This is a genomic window from Hyalangium ruber (assembly GCF_034259325.1).
Classification (GTDB): Bacteria; Myxococcota; Myxococcia; order Myxococcales; family Myxococcaceae; genus Hyalangium_A; species Hyalangium_A rubrum.
The window spans coordinates 807,176-827,114 of record NZ_JAXIVS010000002.1; the positions used below are offsets into that span (position 1 = coordinate 807,176).

General features: G+C 67.6%; 15 protein-coding genes. 10 read left to right on the forward strand and 5 right to left on the reverse strand.

The features are described 5' to 3' along the window. Nucleotides 1–157: 157 nt before the first annotated feature. Genes SYV04_RS08375 through sitA5 (SYV04_RS08385) form a run of 3 tightly spaced genes read right to left on the reverse strand, consistent with a single transcriptional unit; the run spans nucleotide 158 to nucleotide 4,078 of the window. Nucleotides 158–1,936, reverse strand: a complete 1,779-nt coding sequence (locus SYV04_RS08375; RefSeq protein WP_321545116.1) for a DUF885 domain-containing protein — start codon at nucleotides 1,934–1,936, stop codon at nucleotides 158–160. Between the two features lie 27 nt (nucleotides 1,937–1,963). Beyond that, nucleotides 1,964–2,584 carry a hypothetical protein gene (locus tag SYV04_RS08380; protein ID WP_321545117.1) on the reverse strand — a complete coding sequence of 207 codons (621 nt, stop codon included), beginning with the start codon at nucleotides 2,582–2,584 and terminating at the stop codon, nucleotides 1,964–1,966. 12 nt (nucleotides 2,585–2,596) lie between these two features. Continuing rightward, nucleotides 2,597–4,078, reverse strand: a complete 1,482-nt coding sequence (gene sitA5, locus SYV04_RS08385) for a SitA5 family polymorphic toxin (protein ID WP_479691433.1) — start codon at nucleotides 4,076–4,078, stop codon at nucleotides 2,597–2,599. A 273-nt stretch (nucleotides 4,079–4,351) separates the two neighbouring features. Between sitA5 (SYV04_RS08385) and SYV04_RS08390 the strand changes: the two genes are divergently transcribed. The 3 genes from SYV04_RS08390 to SYV04_RS08400 all read left to right on the forward strand — a co-directional run bounded on the left by SYV04_RS08390 (nucleotide 4,352) and on the right by SYV04_RS08400 (nucleotide 8,679). Further along, complete coding sequence (locus tag SYV04_RS08390) at nucleotides 4,352–7,054, forward strand: AsmA family protein (protein ID WP_321545119.1); 2,703 nt, start codon at nucleotides 4,352–4,354, stop codon at nucleotides 7,052–7,054. A gap of 12 nt (nucleotides 7,055–7,066) precedes the next feature. Then, nucleotides 7,067–7,411 (forward strand): hypothetical protein, encoded by a 345-nt coding sequence (locus tag SYV04_RS08395; protein ID WP_321545120.1) that lies wholly within the window; start codon nucleotides 7,067–7,069, stop codon nucleotides 7,409–7,411. A 62-nt stretch (nucleotides 7,412–7,473) separates the two neighbouring features. Further along, nucleotides 7,474–8,679, forward strand: a complete 1,206-nt coding sequence (locus SYV04_RS08400) for an ATP-grasp domain-containing protein (protein ID WP_321545121.1) — start codon at nucleotides 7,474–7,476, stop codon at nucleotides 8,677–8,679. Nucleotides 8,680–8,687: 8 nt separating this feature from the next. Here the strand turns inward: SYV04_RS08400 and SYV04_RS08405 are convergent, their stop codons facing one another. Then, nucleotides 8,688–10,235 (reverse strand): M17 family metallopeptidase, encoded by a 1,548-nt coding sequence (locus SYV04_RS08405; RefSeq protein ID WP_321545122.1) that lies wholly within the window; start codon nucleotides 10,233–10,235, stop codon nucleotides 8,688–8,690. Between the two features lie 91 nt (nucleotides 10,236–10,326). Between SYV04_RS08405 and SYV04_RS08410 the strand changes: the two genes are divergently transcribed. The 4 genes from SYV04_RS08410 to SYV04_RS08425 are packed head-to-tail and all read left to right on the forward strand — an operon-like array spanning nucleotide 10,327 to nucleotide 14,696. Continuing rightward, entirely contained in the window at nucleotides 10,327–11,535 is a 1,209-nt protein-coding gene (locus tag SYV04_RS08410) for a S8 family serine peptidase (protein WP_321545123.1), read from the forward strand. 58 nt (nucleotides 11,536–11,593) lie between these two features. Next, nucleotides 11,594–12,544: a hypothetical protein gene (locus SYV04_RS08415; protein ID WP_321545124.1), complete on the forward strand. Its 951-nt coding sequence runs from the start codon at nucleotides 11,594–11,596 to the stop codon at nucleotides 12,542–12,544. Then, nucleotides 12,541–13,539, forward strand: a complete 999-nt coding sequence (locus SYV04_RS08420; RefSeq protein WP_321545125.1) for an ATP-grasp domain-containing protein — start codon at nucleotides 12,541–12,543, stop codon at nucleotides 13,537–13,539. Before SYV04_RS08415 ends, SYV04_RS08420 begins: the two co-directional genes overlap by 4 nt. A gap of 2 nt (nucleotides 13,540–13,541) precedes the next feature. Then, the gene (locus SYV04_RS08425; protein ID WP_321545126.1) at nucleotides 13,542–14,696 is read left to right on the forward strand and encodes a carboxylate-amine ligase; all 1,155 of its coding nucleotides are present in this window, start codon (nucleotides 13,542–13,544) and stop codon (nucleotides 14,694–14,696) included. A 24-nt stretch (nucleotides 14,697–14,720) separates the two neighbouring features. On the opposite strand, the gene SYV04_RS08430 is transcribed toward SYV04_RS08425, so the two are convergent. Next, nucleotides 14,721–15,929, reverse strand: coding sequence for a hypothetical protein (locus SYV04_RS08430; RefSeq protein ID WP_321545127.1), 1,209 nt, complete (start codon nucleotides 15,927–15,929; stop codon nucleotides 14,721–14,723). A gap of 209 nt (nucleotides 15,930–16,138) precedes the next feature. Here SYV04_RS08430 and sitA5 (SYV04_RS08435) point away from each other — a divergent pair, with 209 nt between their 5' ends. Genes sitA5 (SYV04_RS08435) through SYV04_RS08445 form a run of 3 tightly spaced genes read left to right on the forward strand, consistent with a single transcriptional unit; the run spans nucleotide 16,139 to nucleotide 19,938 of the window. Then, complete coding sequence (gene sitA5, locus SYV04_RS08435) at nucleotides 16,139–17,614, forward strand: SitA5 family polymorphic toxin (RefSeq protein WP_479691434.1); 1,476 nt, start codon at nucleotides 16,139–16,141, stop codon at nucleotides 17,612–17,614. A gap of 23 nt (nucleotides 17,615–17,637) precedes the next feature. Next, on the forward strand, nucleotides 17,638–18,237 hold the full coding sequence (locus SYV04_RS08440) for a hypothetical protein (RefSeq protein ID WP_321545129.1): 600 nt from the start codon (nucleotides 17,638–17,640) through the stop codon (nucleotides 18,235–18,237). Nucleotides 18,238–18,285: 48 nt separating this feature from the next. Next, entirely contained in the window at nucleotides 18,286–19,938 is a 1,653-nt protein-coding gene (locus SYV04_RS08445; RefSeq protein ID WP_321545130.1) for a formate--tetrahydrofolate ligase, read from the forward strand. The last annotated feature ends 1 nt before the right edge of the window (nucleotide 19,939 follow it).

Here is a 19,939-nt window from a genome sequence, read left to right on the forward strand (position 1 = left end):
ATATGGCTCCCCCAGCACCCCGCGGTCTCCTACGGGGCGCCCACGTGGCTACCGTAGGGAACTCCTGGCCGGGCTCCCATGACCTCCCAGGTCCAATCCGTAGCGGATTCACTTCCCGTGACGCGTGGTTGACACGAAAAGTCTGGAGGCCCCCGGGCTACTCCAGTGACGGCGCGGTGTCTCCCGGCATCAGCGCCTGCCGCGCCAGGGTCATGGGGAGCCCCAGCCGAAGCAGCCGGTCATGGAAGTCGCGCAGCGAGTAGGGCTGACCGAGCGCCTGCTGCCGGGCTCGGTAGTCCTCGCGCAGCTTGAGGATCTGCATGCGCCCCAGCGCGTAATAAAGGTAGGTGGGGTTGAAGGTGCCGCGCTGCACCTCGCGCAGCGCCGGGAAGGGCTCGAAGTAGGCGATCTCCGCGTAGCGTTTGGCCACCTGCTCCACCGGCTCGCCGAAGACATGGAGCGCCAGGGCCGCATGCCAGCGCGCGTGCCGCTGGAGCGCCCGCCGCAGCTGGCCGAGCCGGATGGCGGGGTCTCCTCCGCCCAGCCCCTCATCCACCATCATCTGCTCGGTGTAGTGCGCCCAGCCCTCCACCAGCGAGGCGGGGGTGAACACCTTGCGCACATCGGTGGGAATCTGGGCCTCGTACAAGAGCTGCACGAAGTGGCCCGGAATCGCCTCGTGGACGGTGATGCCCAGGAGCCCCGCGCGGCTGAAGTACGTGAGGTGCTGCGCCTTCTGCTCCGGCGTCCAGTCGGGCTCCACGTTGGTGATGTTGTAGTAGGCCTCGGTGGCGCGCTCTTCGAAGGGACCGGGCGAGTCCATGGAGGCAAAGCCCATGCGTGCGTAGGGCGGCGTCTCGCGCACGGTGGGCAGGCTCTTCGAGGGCAGCGTCACCAGGTCCTTCTCGATGACGAAGCGCTGCACCTCTTGAAGCTGCCGCTGAGCGGTGGGGATGAGCTCCTCGGCGGACGGGTAGTCCTGGGAGATGGCGGCCATGACCTGCGCCGGGGTGCGCTTCGGGTCGATGCGGGCGGCCTCGCGGGCCACCCACTCCTGGTAGTAGCGGATGGCCCGCTCGTTGATATCCCGGAGCTGCTCGGCCGACAGCTCGACGTGCTCCTCCAGGGCCAGCTTCTTCTCGAAGAGCGCCTTGCCCAGGCGGAAGTCACCGGTGGCCTTGGGGAACACTTCCTGTTCCAGCCAGCGTGCGAAGTCCTCCACCTCCGCTTGCGCCTTCTGGCGCGCGCTCTCGAACTCGCCACGCAGGCGTGCATCCACCCGAGCCAGGCCCTGGGCTTCGAGGGCGGCGGGAAGGTCCTTGCGCAAGTACTCCGCGGTGCCCCGAGTGTCCCTCACAGCCTGCTCGGCCCAAGGCTTGGGCACGTCGGCGAGGTTGGCCTTGGCCGCGGCGATGATGGCGGGGACGGCGGCCATGCGGGCCATGAGGCTGCGCATCCGTTCCTCGATGGGGGCGAACTCGCGCGAGGACAGCGAGGACAGGCCGTAGACGATGATGCTGCTGTAGCCCATGGGGTCGCGGCGCCACTCGCGCACCTCCTCCAGTTCGAGGAGGCTGGCGCGCATTGCGTTCTCCAGGATGCGCACGTCGAACACGTTGTCCCCGGTAAGGGCGGTGCGGTCGATGCGCTGCAGGCGGGCGAGCCAATCGTGGAGGGCGCGGGCCTCGCGCGCATGGGCCTCGGCGGAGAGGTCCGGCATCTGGGCGTCGTAGCGGTGGATGCCCAGGTTCGTGGCGCGCACGGGGTTCTGGGCGTAGTACCAGTCGAGGTACTCGCGGGCGAAGCGAGTGAACTCGGCGTCAGCGGGGGTGGGCATGGCTGCGGGAGCGGGCTCGGTCGCCGTCTTCGAGCGCGGGGCGCAGGCCCCCAGCAAGGCCAGAAGGGCGAGACAACAGAAGGTGCGAAGGGAAGTCATGGCGCGCCGAAGGTATCGAGGGGGTGGCTAATGCTTCGTACCATCCAGCCGTTGCAGCACGGCCCAGATAGCGTCCTCCGTAGTGCCATACCGTTCAGCAAGACTGGTAGCCGAGTACGTCACAGCTGCTGTCTTCTCTGGTAGCTCCGAGAAGCCGTGCAACACGACATTCAACCTGCCAGGCCACTGAATGTCGTCCAACTCACGGCTCCTGCGGTAGGGGTCGAGGAGGGTGAAGTACGGCCAGCTAGGGAACCGAAGGGTCCTAGCGTCACACCCGATGAATCGGCACGCGTCCAGTTGGGCATCGGAGAAGTCGCAGTCCTCGATGCCTCCCATCTCGGTGTAGGGCACTTCGGGGACTGGCCAATACCCGAAGTCGCAGCCAATGAGACGCCCCGTGACGCGACAACCTTTGAGCTGGGTCTTGTTCCAGGCCAAGCCCTTCAGCTCCTTCTTCACCTCCACGGAGCAGTCGATGAGTCGCGTCCCCACCAGATGGAGGCGCTTGGCCGGAACCTTCAACACGAGGGTACATCGGCGCAGGAGCAACTCCGGCCCGAGGTAGTAGTTGCCATCCTTGTCACTGAGGTCCAGCCGCTCATCCTCGATGACCCGCTTTTCGAAGACGATGTTGTCGAGCCACATGCGGGCCAACCCTCAGAAAGAGACCATCCGGAAAAGCTCTTCCGCCATGCGCCGGCCATGCCTTGCCAGGTTCGAGCTGCTCCGGGTGAGAAGCTCATATTTGTAGCCCGTCCTGGGATCGATCGCATCGACTCCCACACGGTTCCATCGTACCTGCTTGAACTGGTCCACCACCTGCGCATGCACATAGCGCCCGCGAGCCTCCCGTTCCAGGAGGTGGGCCAGCCAGTGCTTGCCCTGGGAACGCGCGTCGCGGATGGCATCCCGCTCCGCCTGATTGAGTCTGGCGGGGCTCCACGTCTCTGCCACCCGCGTGGTGACTGCCTGAAGTTCGTCTCCCACCGGGTCATGCCGAGGAATGTCCTTCACCGACCTGTTGGCAGGCACGTGCCAACGCTGGCCATGGATCATCACCTGCCGGTTGCCACCCTGATGATGAATGAGGGTGACAGCCTCACCGCGAGCTCCCGAAGATGCCGCGCCGCCCGAGCCACGACGGCCACGCATCAGCACGGAGAAGGAGCCCTGCGGAGAGGCAGCCACCGACTCCACCTCAACCACCATGGACAGTGGCATGCTCCCCTGCGTCTCCGCCTGCACCGCTGCCTGGGAGTACCCCGGAAGCCGCGGCAACTTCTCTGCCAGCCTCGCTGCTGTTCCACCCAGCGCCGCCGCCACCACCATCACCAGAACCCGCGCCACGTGCTCGCCCAAGACCTTGCCGTATCTCCCGCCCGCCTGACCCAGCTCCGCGAAGGACTCGGCGCTGTCGGCTTGCCCCACCAGATCAACCCAGCCCGTCATCAAGCGCCACACGGTGTCCACGCCCAGCCAAGCCATCAAAGCAGCCGTCACCATCGCTGCCACGCCTTTGGTCAAAGGCTCGGGGACCACCCACATCAGCAGGTACAGGCCAACCGACCACACCGCGGAAAGCAGCAGGGCTCGCGGGTTGGCTGCTTCCACCAAGGCACTCTTCATCTCTCGCAGCACTGAGCCCAGGGCGATGGCCAGTCCCAGCGTTCGCAGATCATCGCCCCGTAGGGTGGGACCATCTTCCAGCAAGCCGATGCAATCACCCCCTCCTTGCTCTTGATCGCACCACTGCAGGTAGTTGCGCGTCATGGATCCCCAGTCACGGGGGCGTGCAGTGCTGCCGGGTTCCAGCGGTACGGCCCACACCACCTGCCCCTCCTTCACCTGGGCCAGGAACTCCACCTCGTGTTCCTGGGCGAAGAGCTGGCGGGCAGACTCCATGGAATGAGCGGAAAAGGGCACGCTGCGAGCCAGCTCCGCCAGCGCTTTCTGGAAGTCCTCTCGACCCACCTCCACCGGCGCGCCTTCCCCATCGCCCACCGTGAACTCGCTCAGCGAATAGTGAGCCGCGTCCAGTTCCCGTTCGTACGAGTCAAGGTTCGCGGACACTCTCGGGGTCGTGCTCGCACACGCGGTCAACAGCGCCAGCGCCACAGCATCCAGCTTGCGTGCGCTCATACCTACCTCCTCCGCACTAGTGGGGTAGGCGCATGTTGGCACCTGACTTGGTCGCCCTGCCCATCTATTCCTGCCCAAGACAGAACCCTGTTCCCGGCCGCCCACCGAGCATCCCTGCGAAGTCCCATCACCCCGTGAACCGTGAAGTCTTTCACTCGCCTTCACGTCAAGGCTGTGGGAGAGGCGGAAGCTGATTAGGTTCCCGCTCCAAGACGGTCCTACCCGGAGGGTGCCGGAAGCTCCGGGTCCGGTTGCAGGAGGAGGTAGCAAGCGATGGAGGTTCGGAAGAAGCGACGCTGGCCCTATGTGCTGCTGGGCATCTTCGGCGTGCTGGTGCTTGCCGTGGTCGTGGTCCTGTGGCGGCTCGACAGCATCCTGCTGCAGCAGGCGCGCACCCAGACGGCCACGCTCTCGCAGCAGCTCGGGCGCCCCGTGGAGATTGGCGACATCTCCACCAAGCTGTTCCCGCACGTGGGCGTGGACGTGGAGAACGTCTCGGTGGGCGCCGCCGAGGGCGAGGAGCTGCCCCTGGCGCAGATGAAGAACCTGGACGTGCGCGTGGCGGCCATGCCGCTGCTCAAGTCGCGCGGCAAGGACATCCAGGTGCTCAACGCGGAGGTGTCCGGCCTCACGGTCAACGTCATCCGCCTGCCGGACGGCACCACCAACGTGCAGCGGCTGCAGGAGCGCCTCGCTCAGCAGCAGCCCAAGGAGGAGGAGCCGCCCGCCGAGGAGAAGCCCCCGGCCGACCTGTCGGGCGTGCGCGTGGACCGGGCGGCGCTCACCGACGGCACCATCCGCTTCGTGGACCGCTCGGGAGGCAAGGCGCAGGAGCTGGCCATCTCGGACCTGGACATCGAGGTGAAGGACCTGCGCGTGGGCCAGCCGCTGGAGGTGAAGCTCTCGGCGGCGGTGCTGGCGCAGAAGCAGAACCTGTTCGCCACGCTGGCGGCCTCCCCGCTGCCGCCCACGCTGGTGCCCACTCCGGAGCGCCTCACGCTCAAGGCCGAGAGCATCGACCTGGCCCCCCTGGGCCCCTACCTGCCCCCGAGCGTCGGACTTCAGGCGGGCACGCTCACTGCGGACTGGAAGGCGGAGCTGGGCGGAGTGGTGCCCGGCGGCAAGGGCCCCACCCGGCTGGAAGGCGTCATCCGCGCGCTGGGCCTGCGCTTCGCGGGCGCCGAGGGCGGCAAGGCGCTGGACGTGGTGCTGGACACGGACGTGAAGGCGGACCTCGCCGCAGGAGACCTGGCGCTGGACCGGCTCAAGCTGGACTTCGGGCCGGCGGGCATCACCGGCAAGGGCCGGGTAAAGGGGATGATGGGCAGCACGCCCACGGTGGAGGGCTTCGAGCTGACCAGCCACGACCTCGACCCAGCGGTGCTCGCTGAGTACTACCCGCCGCTGAAGAAGCAGCTCAACGGCATGATCGCTGGCCCCGTGGGTCTGTCGGTGCGAGGCAGCGGCACGCAGGAGGCGCAGGCGCTGAACGCGGAGGTGGACCTGACGCCGGTACGCCTGCGCATCCCCGAGCAGCTCTCCAAGGAGGCGGGGACGCCCATGCGAATCACCGCGCGCGTGTCCGGCGCGGCGGCGAGCGGCGGAGCGCTGCGCTTCGACGCGAAGGCGAACCTGGACGGCGCGGACCTGCGGCCCGGGTTGCTCCTGGCCAAGGCCCCGGGCGACAAGCTCGACGTGGCCGCCACCGGCGCCTACCAGCCCATCAAGGACGGGATGAAGGTGGACGTGAGCCAGCTCACGGCGAACGTGAAGGAGGACACGCTGACGGGCACTGCCTCGTTCGCGCTGGCGGGCAAGGGCAAGAAGCAGACGACCACGTTCGCGATGGACATGAAGGGCCAGCGGCTGAACGCGGACGCGCTGCTGATGAAGGACGAGGAGGTGATGGCGCGCAACAACGGGGTGCTGCCTCCACCGCCGGACGACCCGACGCGCTTCAACGGCATGCGCGGCGACATCCGCTTCCAGGTGGCCTCGCTGCGCTACAGCGAGATGGACCTGGCCAACATGGTGGCGCACGTGACCATGGTGGATGACCTCATCAAGGTGGAGAAGTTCTCCTCGGCCGTCTACGGCGGCACGGTGGTGGCGGACGGGACACAGGTGAACCTGGGGCCCAAGCCAGAGCAGCGGGCCTTCGAGGCCAAGGTGGTGATGCAGGGCGTGGACGTGGCGCAGACCCTGGCCGAGCGCACGCCCAAGAAGGTGCTCACCGGAAGGTTCAACGGGAACGTGGACCTCAAGGGCGTGGGCTACACGCCGGACAAGCTCAAGGAGACGCTGCTGGGCGCCGTCAACGGCAACCTGGAGGGCGCCACCTTCATGGGCATGGACGTCATCGGGGCCGTCACCGAGCCGCTGGCCAAGGCGCTGCCCTTCGCGGCCAAGGCGCTCAAGAGCGGGGACGTGACGTCGCTGAGCGAGAACCTGCCCTTCGGCGTGGAGATCAAGAACGGCGTGGCGCAGCTGGAGCGGCCCATCACCTGGACGCGACCCGAGGGCGCCCTGCACTTCGATGGCGGCATCCGGCTGGACGGAGTGCTGGATCTGACCGGCTCGGTGAACCTGACGCCGCAGACGATCAACAAGCTCACCCTGGGCAAGGTGACGCCCACCGAGAACATCCCCGTGGGCATGAAGGTGACGGGCCCGGCGTGGAAGCCCGAAATCACGGGCATCGACGTGAAGCCGGCGGTGACAACCATCGCGAAGCTGGCGGCGACGGGACTCGCGGGGGAGCTGCTCGGCGAGAAGGGCAAGCAGGTGCAGCAGATCATCACCGGTGGCGAGCAAGCCGCGCGCGCGGAGGCCGAGCGCCAGAAGCAGGAGTTGGAGAAGAAGGCGGCCGAGGAGAAGGCGAAGCTGGAGCAGGCGGCCAAGGCCGAGCAGGAGCGCGCGAAGAAAAAGGCGGAGGAAGAGGCCAAGAAGAAGCTACGAGGCATCTTCGGGAAGTAGGCTTCCCTCCCCATGACCTCCCCTCCCGAGGAGCGCCGGCCTTCGCTCTGGCACTCCCTTCGCAGTGGCCTCTTTTTCATCATGGCCTTCTGCGTGTGCGGAGGGGTGGTGGGGCTGACCGTGGGGGTGCCCCTGGACAAGTTCCTCCGCCCCCACGCGCATGGCTTCCCGGGGCTCCTGGGGATTCTCCTCGGAGTGCCCGTGGGGGCCCTGCTGGGGCTCGGGGTCGGCGTGTGGAAGGTGCGCGGCCTGGAGCCCAAGCGGCGCGAGCATCTCGGAGGCCTGGCACTGCTCGCCGCCGCCGCCTGTGCCAGCGGCCTGTTCCTGGCGGTCCAGACGGGCCTCATGCGCTGGTGAGCCCACCCGGGAGGTCGCCGGGCATTGGACGGGTCCCAGCCAACATGGAAATGTAGAGGGGCATGAACTCCGCGCCTCGACCGACCGTGCTGTGCCTGGCCAGCTTCTTCAAGGGCAACCGCTTCTTCCAGCGACTGCACGAAGAGGGCTGCTACGTCATCCTGATCACCTCGGAGAAATTCAAGGACGAGGACTGGGCCCGGCAGTACATCCACGAGTTCCACTCCGTGGCCTCGTTCGAGGACCGCACGGCGCTGCTCAACGGCGTGTCGTGGCTGTTCCGCAACCGGCGCATCGATCGGATCGTCGCGCTGGACGACTTCGACGTGGAGGTCGCGGCGGCGATGCGCGAGCACTTCCGCATGCCCGGCATGGGCGACACGGCCGCGCGCTTCTTCCGCGACAAGCTCGCCATGCGGGTAAAGGCGAAGGAGGTGGGCATCAACGTCCCGCGCTTCACGCCCGTCTTCCACCACCCGGATGTCACGAAGTTCCTGGCCGAGGTACCCGCGCCCTGGCTCATCAAGCCCCGGGGCGAGGCCTCCGCCGTCGGCATCAAGAAGCTGCGGTCCGCCGACGAGGCCTGGGCGGCCATCCACGAGCTGGGGGACAAGCAGTCGCACCACGTCCTGGAGCAGATGATCCCCGGCGAGCTGTACCACGTGGACTCGCTCGTGCAGGACGGGAAGATCGCCTTCGCGGAGGTGGGCAGCTACGGCCGGCCCCTGCTGGAGGTCGCCCACGAGGGCGGCATCTACGTGACGCGCACGCTGCGCCGCGACTCGAAGGAGGCGCGCCTGCTGCTGGAGGCCAACGCCGCGGTGCTCCAGGGCTTCGGGCTGCGCCGAGGCGCCTCGCACACCGAGTTCATCATCGGCCGCGAGGATGGAAAGCCCTACTTCATCGAGACGTCGGCCCGCGTGGGCGGCGCGAACATCTCGGAGATGGTGGAGGCCGCCACGGGCGTGAACCTGTGGAGCGAGTGGGCGAAGCTCGAAATCGAAGGCGAGGGCTTCGCCTACAAGCCGCCGCGCGTCCGTGAGGAGTACGCGGGCGTGGTCATCTCCCTGGCCCGCGACGAGTACCCGGACACTCGCTCGTTCAGCGATCCGGAGATCATCGAGCGGCTCAAGAAGAAGAACCACATCGGGTTCGTCGTGCGCTCCCCGAAGCAGGAGCGCGTCGAGGAGCTGCTCAAGGCGTACCTGGAGCGCATCTCCCGGGAGTTCCACGCCTCGCTCCCGGCCCCGCCGAAGTCGACCTCGTAGCAGCCCGCTCAGCCGCGCTGCCGGACCTCGAGCGCCTCCACCAGGGAGGCGATGGGCGACCCGGTGGGCCTCCCCGCCTGCCAGTCCGCGGGCGTCACCACGACGCCCGAGATGTCCAGGTGGACGAACGGAAGCTGCGAGCCGCGCAGCCCGGCCGCCACGTCGATGAAGGCAAACGGCCCCTGGTGCCCGCGCGGAGTGTCCACGCTGGCGAGCCGATTGCTCGACAGCACGTCCTCCGTCGGAGCCTTGGGCGCCACGAACAGATAGTCCTCGCGCCGGGGCACCGTGGACTCGAGCGGCTCGCCCAGGAGCTCACCCGCCTCGCTCAGCGTCCGGATGAAGCCCTGCGCCCGCGCCGCGCCGTTCTCGATGGCACCGACGTAGGGCCCGAAGGCCCGGTACACGTGGCCCGTCAACGTCGCCACCGAGAGCAGCACGGAGGACGCCGGATCCGCGCTCTCCTTGAGCGCCGCGAGCAGATCCGCCAGCACCAGGCGCCCCTCCGCGTCCGTGTTCCCGATACGGACGCGCACGCCCGAGCGGCCGGTGATGATCTCATCCGAGACGAACGACTCCTCGCCGATGCTGTTGCGCACCATGCCCAGCAAGGCGACGACCCGCAGCCCAGGCACCTTCCGCTCCGCCAGCGCCCGAACCAGCCCCGCCGCCGTCGCGGCCCCGCCCTTGTCGCGCGACATGCCGGCCATGCCGCCATCCGTCTTCACGTCCGCGCCACCCGTGTCGTAGGTGACGCCCTTGCCGGCAATCAGCAGGGTGCGCGTGACGGGACCCTCTGGCACCAGCTCCAGCGACACCACGCACGGCCTGTGGCGCTCCACCACCATCGACGCCTGCGCGACCGCCGCGAGCAACGGATAGCCGGACACGTCCTTCTGCACCGAGACCTTCACCCCCGTGCCCGCGAACGCCTCCTCGCAATACGCGGCGAAGCGCAGCGGCGCCAACCGCTCGGGGCCTCCCGTCACCAGGTCCCGGCAGATCATCCGCCCCGCCTCCAGCGCGCTCACCCACGCGGCCGCCTGGCTCGACAGGTTCACCACCGTGAGCTTGCGCAGCTCCGTGGGCGGCGCGCGGCGCGAGGGAGACTCCCGCGCCTCCAGCGGCTCCCACGCCGTCCCCGCCGCAGCGAGCGCACAGGCCTCCAGGGCCCGGGAGAACCGCGCCCCCTTCGGCACGCCGACGAGCAGCACGGGGTTCGACGCGCCCGCCTGCACCGCCCGTGAAACCGCGGCCGCACTCGCCTCCGACAGCACCCGGCAATCGTCCGTGTCATGCACGATGGGCGCGGTCGGCGCGAGGATGATCCGCCCTCCCGGCGCGGCGGAAGACGCCACCACGGTGGGCGCCGGGCTCCCTTCGGCCAGCGCCCGGTCGGCGGCGAGCGCGGCTTCCACCGCTCGCTTGCCCTCCAGCGACAGCCCCAGCCCCTCCAGCGCGACCCTCAGCGGCGCGGGCGCGACAATCACCAGCGCATCTGCTTCCTTCGCCGCGGAAACCTCCGCGGCGCCCTCGATAACGACTCGCTTGCTCACGGGCGGACCATCCCATAGGTGGCCTCCGGAGCAGACTCGGAAAACCGCCGTGCATCACCGGTAGCCGACCGATATCCTGGGAGCACCAACCATGTCCGACATCACGAAGCCCGCCGGTGCCGTCGTCTACGGAGAGCGTCCCCTTCTCGAGCAGGAGCCCCCCACCATCTGGCCGCAGGGAGAGCCCGCCCTGGAGGAGATCCTCCCCATCGCCCAGCGGCTCGCGGTCAACCCGCACTACCAGGGCCGGGGCGTCACGGCGGCCTTCCTGGACTCGGGCTTCTTCGCGCACCCGGACCTGATGGAGCCGCGCTGCCGCATCCGCCGCTACTACGACCTGGTGAACGACAAGGAGGGCCTGGACCTCATCCGCAAGCCGGACAACTCCATGTGGCACGGGATGATGACGTCCACCGTGGCCGCCGGGAACGGGTTCCTCTCGGACGGGAAGTACAAGTCGCTGGCCCCCGAGATGGACGTGGTGTTGGTGAAGGTGGGGCACCTGTCGCGCGTGAAACATGACGACATCGCCCGGGGCATCCGCTGGGTGATTGCCCACAAGGACGAGCTGGGCATCCGCGTGCTCAACATCTCGGCCGGCGGTGACTACGAGGCCAGCTACCTCGTGGACCCCATCTGCCAGGCCGCCGAGGACGCCGTCCGCGCCGGAATCACTGTCGTCTGCGCCGTCGGCAACGCCGCCCACGGCCGCAACCACGTCATCGCCCCGGCCAGCACCCCGGCGGTCATCACCGTGGGAGGCCTGGATGACCGGGGAGACCCCCGGCTCGGTCGTATGGGCACATACTGGTCTTGCTTCGGTCCGACCATCGACGGGCTGCAGAAGCCCGAGGTCATGGCGCCGGCCATCTGGGTGGTCGCTCCCATCCTTCCCGACACCCCCACGGCCCAGGAGGCGGAGCTGCTCACCCTGCTGGACGGCACCCCGGACAAGGAACTCGGCCGGGTGTTGAGCGAGCGTGTAGGCATCATCCGGGAACTGGACTCGGTGAAGAACGACGAGCCGTACCTCATCCGACAGCTGATCGGCTCCAAGCTGAGAGATCAGAAGGTGGTTTCAGGGGCTTACAAGCACGTGGATGGCACCTCGTTCGCCGCCCCCATCGTCACCAGCATCGTGGGACAGATGCTGGAGGCCAACCCCCGGCTGACCCCCACCGATGTAAAGCGAATCCTCATCGCCACGGGGCGGCGGCTGCCCAGCGTGGCCGTGGAGCGCCAGGGCTGGGGCGTCGTCCAGCCGGCGGCCGCCATCACCGAGGCGGAACGGCGCCGCTAGCCGGGTGGGGGGGTACCCCCTTTTCACTGCGGCTCAAAACCGGATACACGGGGGGCACATGACTCCCGCAGGTCGTTCCCGTTCCCTCCGTATCGGCCTCATCGACATGAACAACGGGGTGCCCAACCAGGCCATCCGTTCGTTCCGGTCCATCATCGCCGCCTTCTCGGAGCGCGTCCGCGCCCGCAACCCCGGGCTCTCCGTCACCACCGCGCACGTGCAGCCGCGCAACCTCGGCGAGGCGCCTCCCGCCGATTGCGACCTCTACCTGAGCACCGGTGGCCCCGATGCGCCCGTGGACGGCTTCAAGGAGAGCTGGGCTCCCGGCATCCGCTCGTTCATCGACAGCATCGTCGACGGGCAGCTCCAGCGGGGCAGCACCGCGCCGGCCCTCTTCTCGGTCTGCTACTCGTTCGAGATCACCGTCATGCACTTCGGGCTCGCGGCGATGATTCCGCGCGAGCGCAAGTTCGGCATCATGCCCGTGTACCCGACGGAGGAAGGCCTGGCCTCCCCGATGTTCGCGCCGTTCGGGGACCGGCTCTTCGTGTGGGAGCACCGCAGCTGGCAGGCGGTGGACCTGGATGAGAAGAAGCTGAAGGAATTGGGCGGCACGCTGCTGGCGCGCGAGAGCCGCGACGGACACAGCAAGGGCCGGGGGCTGATGGCCTTCCGCTTCTCGAAGGGTGTCGAGGGCACCATCTTCCACCCCGAGGCGGACCGGCCCGGCGTGCTCAACTGGCTCGAGCGCCCCGAGCAGGCCAAGGCCGTCATCGAGACGTACGGCGAGCTGGTCTACCGCCGCATGTGCAAGACGATCGACGACCCGAGCCGGCTGGCGCGCACCTACGCGCTGCTGCTGCCGGGCTGGATGGCGCGCACCTTCAACGCGATGGCACTGGATCGCGACTGGGCCCCGGTGGACATGCCGACGTATGACGCGGCGCTGGGCCTGGATGCCTTTGGCCGACCTGCGGAAGCAACGGTCTCTGCGGAGAGCAACTCGTGAACAAGAAGATTGGAATTCTGGCGGGGATGGAGTGGGACCATTTCCCGATGGCGCTGATCCAGCGCATCAACAAGATTCCGGGGTTCGAGGCGGAGCTGGCGAAGATCGACGCCACCCCGGAGGACTTCACCGCGAAGTACGACGTGCTCGTCGACCGCATCAGCCACGAGGTGCCGTTCTACCGGTTCCACCTCAAGGCGGCGATGCTGGCCGGCACCTACGTCATCAATGATCCGTTCTGGTTCTCGGCGGACGACAAGTTCTTCGGCTTCTCGCTGGCCCACCGCATCGGCGTCACCGTGCCGAAGACGATGATGCTGCCGCAGCGCGAGTACCTGCCGGCCATCGACCCGAAGCGCTCGCTGAACAACCTGGTCTACCCGCTCGACTGGGAGGCCATCGCCCGGCACGTGGGCTTCCCCGCCATCTGCAAGCCCGCGGACGGCGGCGGCTGGCGCAACGTGAACCGCGTCAACAACATGGACGAGCTGATGCGCGTCTACAACGAGTCGGGACAGCTCGTGCTGACGATGCAGCAGTTCATCGAGTTCGATGACTACGTGCGCTGCCTGTGCATCGGCCGGGACAACATCCGGATGATCCGCTACGACGTGAAGACGCGCAGCTACCTGCCGGACAAGAACTTCCTGCCGGCGGCGCTGGAGCAGCGCATCCTCGACGGCGCGCGCGAGCTCAACCGGGCGCTCGGCTACGACATGAACTCGGTGGAGTTCGCCATCAAGGACGGCGTGCCCTACGCCATCGACTTCACCAACCCGGCGCCGGACATGTATCCGCACCACATCCTCGAGGACAACTACGAGTGGTGCCTGGAGAAGATGACGGAGCTGTGCGTCAGCGCCGCGCGCGAGGGCCGCAAGAATGACGCCGGCCACGTGTGGCAGCGCTACCTGGAGAAGAAGGCGTCTCGTCCGGCGGCCTCCTCGGCCGCGCCGCGAGCTTCCGCCGTGCGTGTCGCGAAGGGGGGTTCTTGAACATGAAGCCATCGAATCTGCTGGATGGTCAGTTCACGCTGGGTGTCGAGGAAGAGTTCCAGATCATCGACGGGCAGAGCCATGAGCTGCGCTCGTACATCTCGAAGATGATGGACGATGGGAAGACCGTGCTGCGCGAGCGCGTGCGCACGGAGCTGCACCAGTCCGTGGTCGAGGTGGGCACCGGCATCTGCAAGAACATCCACGAGGTGCGCGCCGAGCTGACCGAGATGCGGCTCGAGCTGGACCGGCTGGCGCGCAAGGGCGGCATGAACATCGTCGCCGCCGGCACGCACCCGTTCAGCGACTGGAAGAGCCAGGAGATTACGCCCAACCCGCGCTACCAGGTCATCGTCGAGGACCTGCAGGACATCGCCCGGGGCAACCTCATCTTCGGGCTCCACGTCCACGTCGGCATCAAGGACAAGCAGACGGCCATCGCCCTGGCGAACCAGATCCGCTACTTCCTGCCGCACCTGCTGGCGCTGTCCACCTCCTCGCCGTTCTGGCTGGGGCGCGCCACGGGCCAGCAGTCGACGCGTACGCTGATCTTCAAGCGCTTCCCGCGCACCGGCATTCCTCCCACGTTCGAGAGCTACTCCCAGTTCATGGAGTACGTGGACCTGCTCATCCGGACCAACTGCATCGACAACGGGAAGAAGATCTGGTGGGACGTGCGCGTCCACCACCTGTTCGACACGGTCGAGATTCGCATCTGCGACATGCCGACCAACCTGGAGCAGGAGATCTCCATCGTCTCGCTCATCCAGGCGCTGGTGGCCCAGCTCTACCTGATGCTGCGCCGCAACCAGTCGTGGCGGCACTACATGTCGCCGTTGATTGAGGAGAACAAGTGGCGGGCCAGCCGCTACGGCATCCGGGGCAAGCTCATCGACTTCGGCCAGCAGCAGGAGCGGCCGTACACGGAGCTGCTGGAGGAGATGATCGCCTTCGTCTCCGAGGCCTCGGACCTGCTGGGCACCTCGGAGCAGGTGGCCTCGGTGCGGAAGATTCTCGAGCAGGGCACGTCGGCGGAGCGGCAGCTCGAGGTCTTCAAGAACAACAACAACGACCCGCGCGCGGTGGTGCGCTGGCTGGTGGAGGAGACGATGCGAGGCGTGGGTACCCCGCCCGCGTCCGCCAGCCAGGCGGGGTAGTTCCGCTACCGGCCGAGGGCGGTGCTAGCCCGCCTTCGGCCAGAGCGCGACGGAGGAGCCGACCCAGTCCAGGCCCTTGTTGAAGTCGATCCCGAGCATCTTGCCTCGGGACAGGCGCACGAGGTTCATGAACGGCTGAGGCAGGCGCTGGCCCTCGTCGCGCAGGCAGAGCACGCGAATCTCGGCGGCCACGCCGTGGCCCTCGGGGGTGAACAGCTCGCGGGCGTAGTTGATCTTCTGCTGGAGGATCCACCCTTCGCGCTGATCCGCCGGTACCCCGGCGATGTCCTCGGCCGTGGGGTCCACCTTCACGCCTGCACCGGCGTAGGAGAACAGCGGCTTGAGCACGTAGCGCTCGAGGTCCGTCGGCACCTCCTGGAGCTGGGACAGGGGGGTGGCCTTGGGCACGGAGGGGTGGTCGAGCAGAGGCAGCGAGAACTTCGACCACATCCAGTACCAGTTGGGGTGCGGGCACCAGCTCACGTCCAGGTCGTCCGTGAACTTGAAGGCCATGGGCGGCTTCTTCTGCTGGAGCTCATCGAAGACGACCCGGTTGTAGATGCGCCGGATGCGGAGCTTGCGGCCGTCCTTCATGCGGAAGAGCTGACGGCCCTCGCGGATGACCTCGGTCACGCACACGGGCTCGATGCCGGTGAGCTCCTGGGTGGCGACGAAGTCCGGACGGGTCTTCTGCTTATCGGGTTCGATCTCCAGCAGGACGACCTCTTCCGGGCTGAAACCGCCCAGGAGGGCGCGACGGAAGAACGCGTGCGCGCTGTCGAAGTCGAAGCCGGGGGCGAAGCAGTGAAAGCCTCCGGCGGCCTCGGGCATCTTCACCATCTCATTGAAGATGCGCGCCTGGATCATGGTGAAGGCGAACAGGGAGGGGAACGCCTGCAGCTCGACCACCTGCCCGTCGAGCTGGCCGTCGGGGCCTCGGACGACGGCGAAGTCGACGGTCATGACATCCGGCGCGGCGTCCTGATTCGGCACGTCATACTCGGGCGGGACGGCGGTGCGCGCGCGGTCAAGGCGCTCGGGCTCGGCCAGCTGCTCGATGATCTCCTGCGTGTAGCGGAAGATGCGGTCGCGCGTGGCTGGGGGGATGAAGAGCGGCGACTCCGCGAGCCGGTACGGAACGGGCCCCACCACGGCCTGCAGCCGATTCCGGTACTGCTCATAGAGCTCGGGGGAGAAGACCTGGTTGTAGAGGCGTCGAAAGTCGGAGTGCATTTGCGGCGGCGAAATTAACACGCGTCGTGTGGCTCCTGCGCAGACCCAGCAACGCGGGGGTTGGCTCCCTGCCTGCACCTCTCGGAGACAGGACTTCTCCTTTGATCTCCAACAGAATGCGGAGCCCAGCTTCGCGCCGACTGATTCCAAGCCCTTGGAAGGATTGAGCTTGTCGGTAACCTGAACTCCCTTTGAGCAGGAGTTCCGCCATACAGGCCCACCGACTGGATGCACTGCTGCTGGTGTTACTGACCGCATGCGCTAGCACTCCACACCCAGCGTCCTGGAGCTCAGAACCGGGGGAAACAGCGCAGGTGGCAGCCCGCTACGAGGTCCGCGTGATTGCCGTGGGCCGGGAGGACACCGAGCCGATAGAGGTGGGCAAGGAGGATTTCCGGGCGGCCATCCAGATGCTCGCCCACCAGGTAGGCGCTTCCGAGGATCCGCAGGAGACGGCTCGCTGGCTGCTGGAGGAAGCGCTTCAGGCTGACCTGCTGGCCGAGGTGGAGTCCGGGCGCGTCGTACGGATGACGCCTCTGGATGAGGACAGTCCCCTCTCCACGAACGCAGCGCAGCTAGCCGCCGGCTACCAGCTCTTCTGCAAGCAGCAATATGGCGGGGGCGACTGTCTGGGACTGCTCGCGGACGGTCCCACCTTGGATAGAGCCGACCGACGGACCCTGGCGCTGGCGCTGGCCTTTGGCTCGGTGCTCCAGGAGACACGACAGGCGCTCCAGCAGATGGTGAGTCCCCAAGCAGTGCTGACCCTGCTGGTGTGGACCGCAGCGCTCTACTTCACGCTCTGGCTGGTGCCAGAACCGGTGACCAAGGGTGTGGCTGCGCTCATGACCGTGGCCTTCATTGCATGGCTCGGCGCCAGCACCCTGTGGAAGCTGATGGATGGATGGGCTCGGCTCGTACACGAAGCGGACCGAGCGACGTCCTTCGAGCAACTGCGGGAGTCTGGGCATGAGTTCAGCAAGCTCATGGGGGACCACACAGCGCGGACGCTGCTGCTGGTGGTGACGGCAGCGCTGGGCGGAGGAGCGACGCGCTTCTCGCAAAATCTGCCGAAGCTTCCTGGCGTCGAGCGCGCTGCGGCACAAGCCCAGACGCAAGGAGGGCTGAGGCTGGCGGCGGCGAGCGAGGTGGAAACCGTGGCGGCCCCCGCCGAGAGCACCTTCACCCTGATGATACGCAATCCCAGCGGCAGAGCGGCCGCGACGGCGGAGGCGCGCACAGGTGCCACCATTCTCATCCGCCATCAGGGAGGCAACCGACAGATCCTCATCCGTGGACAGCGATGGCACGTTCCAGCCGACAGGTCGATCAAGGAGGTACCAACAAAGGATCTGGTAGGCGACCAACTCCAGGCGGCGGCTGAACGCGCTGCACGCAACTGGAGCCCTGGCCACCTGACCGCCGCGGAGCGCAACGCCATCCGCAACGCCAGATCGGAGGGGAGGCATCTGGAAGCGAACCTCTGGGAGCGCATGTACCGCGGCAGATGGGTGGAGAATCAACTCCGAAGGGAGTTCCCTCGGTTGCAGTGGAGCCCCAAGGGAGTTGACGCGATGGATCCCACCACGGGCCTCCGGTACGAGATTCTCTCTGGAACGAGCTCGAACATGGAGCTACATGGTCGCCGCATGGCGGAGGAATTCTTCCGCCTGATCACCTTTTGAGCGGTGTGGAGCCCTGGCACACCATGATTCAGTTCCGCGATCGGGAAATCTCCAACGAGCGGCTCGTCTTGGACAGCAAGACCGAGCTGTACTACCTGGGGCACGACCTGACGCTGAGGAACTGCACCCTCGTGGTGAAGGTCCCTGCGCGAGCACTGGTCATCGCCCGGACACACCTCATCGACTGCACCATCGAGGTCTCGCGGGTGCTCAAGAACTTCCGGTGGGGCTCCGCCCATCTGAAGGGCTGCCGGTTCACGGGCCGCTTCAGCGGCAACGACTTCGGCACCTGGCCTGACATGCCGGAGGAGGGCAGCATCGAGAATTGCGACTTCAGCGGAGCACAGCTGGATGCGTGCCGCTTCCTGGGATGTGACACGCGCACGCTCCGCTTTCCTCCGTGGCCGTGCTTTACCTTGCTGGAGCCTGCGCGTCGGTGGCGTGAACTCGCGGCGCTTCCCTGGCCTGGAAAGATTGGCCACATCGTCATGGAGGGTTTCGCTGACGATCCGCCATCGACCCAGGCCACGACCTACTCCGCAACGGAGCTCGCCAAGTCGTACGGCACTACGCCAGACGCCATCAAGGCCGTGATCGAGAAGCTGGACGGCGTGCGGTACTGATCCGCGTTCGAGTTGACCCGTGCCTGCCCACCGGCCGAGAGTCAGTGGATGAAGCTCCGTCCCTTGTCCGAAGTCGCCTCCGCGCTGGGCCTGTCCTCCGAGGATGTGCTGCCCTGGGGGCGCGACCGCGCCAAGGTGTCTCTCGATGCCCTTCCTCGCTCCCGCCGCCAAGGGCGTCTGGTGCTCGTCTCCGCCATCAACCCCACCCCTCCCGGCGAGGGGAAGACGACCATGTCCGTGGCGCTCGCCATGGGCCTGCGCAAGCGGGGGCGCAATGCCGTGGCCGCCCTGCGCCAACCCTCGCTGGGTCCCGTCTTCGGTGTGAAGGGCGGCGGCACTGGCGGCGGAGAGGCCAGCCTCGAGCCCGCTGCTGACATCAACCTCCACTTCACCGGCGACATCCACGCCATCACCACTGCCCACAACCTGCTCGCCGCCCTGGTGGACAATGCTCTCTTCCATGGCAGCCCCGTCGCTCTCGAGTCCACTCGCGTGCGCTGGCGCCGCGCCCTGGACATGAACGATCGCTTCCTGCGCAACGTCATCGTCGGCCTCGGCGGCAAGGCCCATGGCGTGCCCCGTGAGACGTCCTTCGACATCACCGCCGCCAGCGAGGTGATGGCCATCCTCGCCCTCGCTGAGAACCTCAAGGATCTGGAAGCCCGCCTTGGTCGCATCGTCGTCGGCCAGACGCCCGACGGCGCTCCCGTGCGCGCCGCGGACCTCTTCGCCGCGCCTTCCATGGTCGCCCTGCTCAAGGACGCGCTCATGCCCAACCTCGTGCAGACGCGCGAGGGCGGCCCCGCGCTCGTCCACGCCGGGCCCTTCGGCAACATCGCCCACGGCTGCAACTCGGTGCTCGCCACCCGGATGGCCCTCGCCTACGGCGATGAAGTCATCACCGAGGCTGGCTTCGGCTTCGACCTCGGCGCCGAGAAGTTCCTCGACATCAAATGTCGCGCCTCGGGGCTGTGGCCTCGCGGCGTGGTGCTCGTGGTGACGCTGCGCGCCCTGAAGCACCACGGCGGCACTCCCTCCGCCCGCCTCGCCGAGCCCGACTCCGAAGCCCTGCGGCGCGGCTTCGAGCACCTGGAGAAGCACCTGGAGTCCGTCGCCACCTTCGGGCTGCCCGCTGTCGTCTGCGTCAACCGCTTCCCCCAGGACTCCGAGGCGGAGCTGGACGAGCTGCGCGCCTTCACCCGCGCCCGTGGCGTGGAGAGCGCCGTCTGCGACGGCTTCTCCCGAGGCGGCGAGGGCTCTCTGGAGCTGGCCGACCGCGTCCTGGAGATGCTCGACCGCACGGACGCCGCGCCTCCCCGCCCCCGCTTCCTCTACACGCTGGAGCAATCCCCCGAGGAGAAGATCCGCGCCATCGCCCGCACCGTGTACGGCGCCGACGACGTGGACTTCACCCCTGGCGCCCGCAAGGACCTGGAGACCCTTCGCGAGCTGGGCGGCGCGACACTTCCGGTGTGCATGGCCAAGACGCACCTGTCGCTCTCGGATGACCCGACGAAGCTCGGCCGTCCACGCGGCTTCACCCTCACCGTGCGCGAGGTGCGCCTGTCGGCCGGCGCTGGCTTCCTCGTGGCCCTGACGGGAGAAATCCTCACCATGCCGGGCCTGCCCAAGGAGCCCGCCGCCCGCCGCGTCGTCGTCCACGAGGACGGCCGCGTCACCGGGCTCATGCAGGGCGAATGAC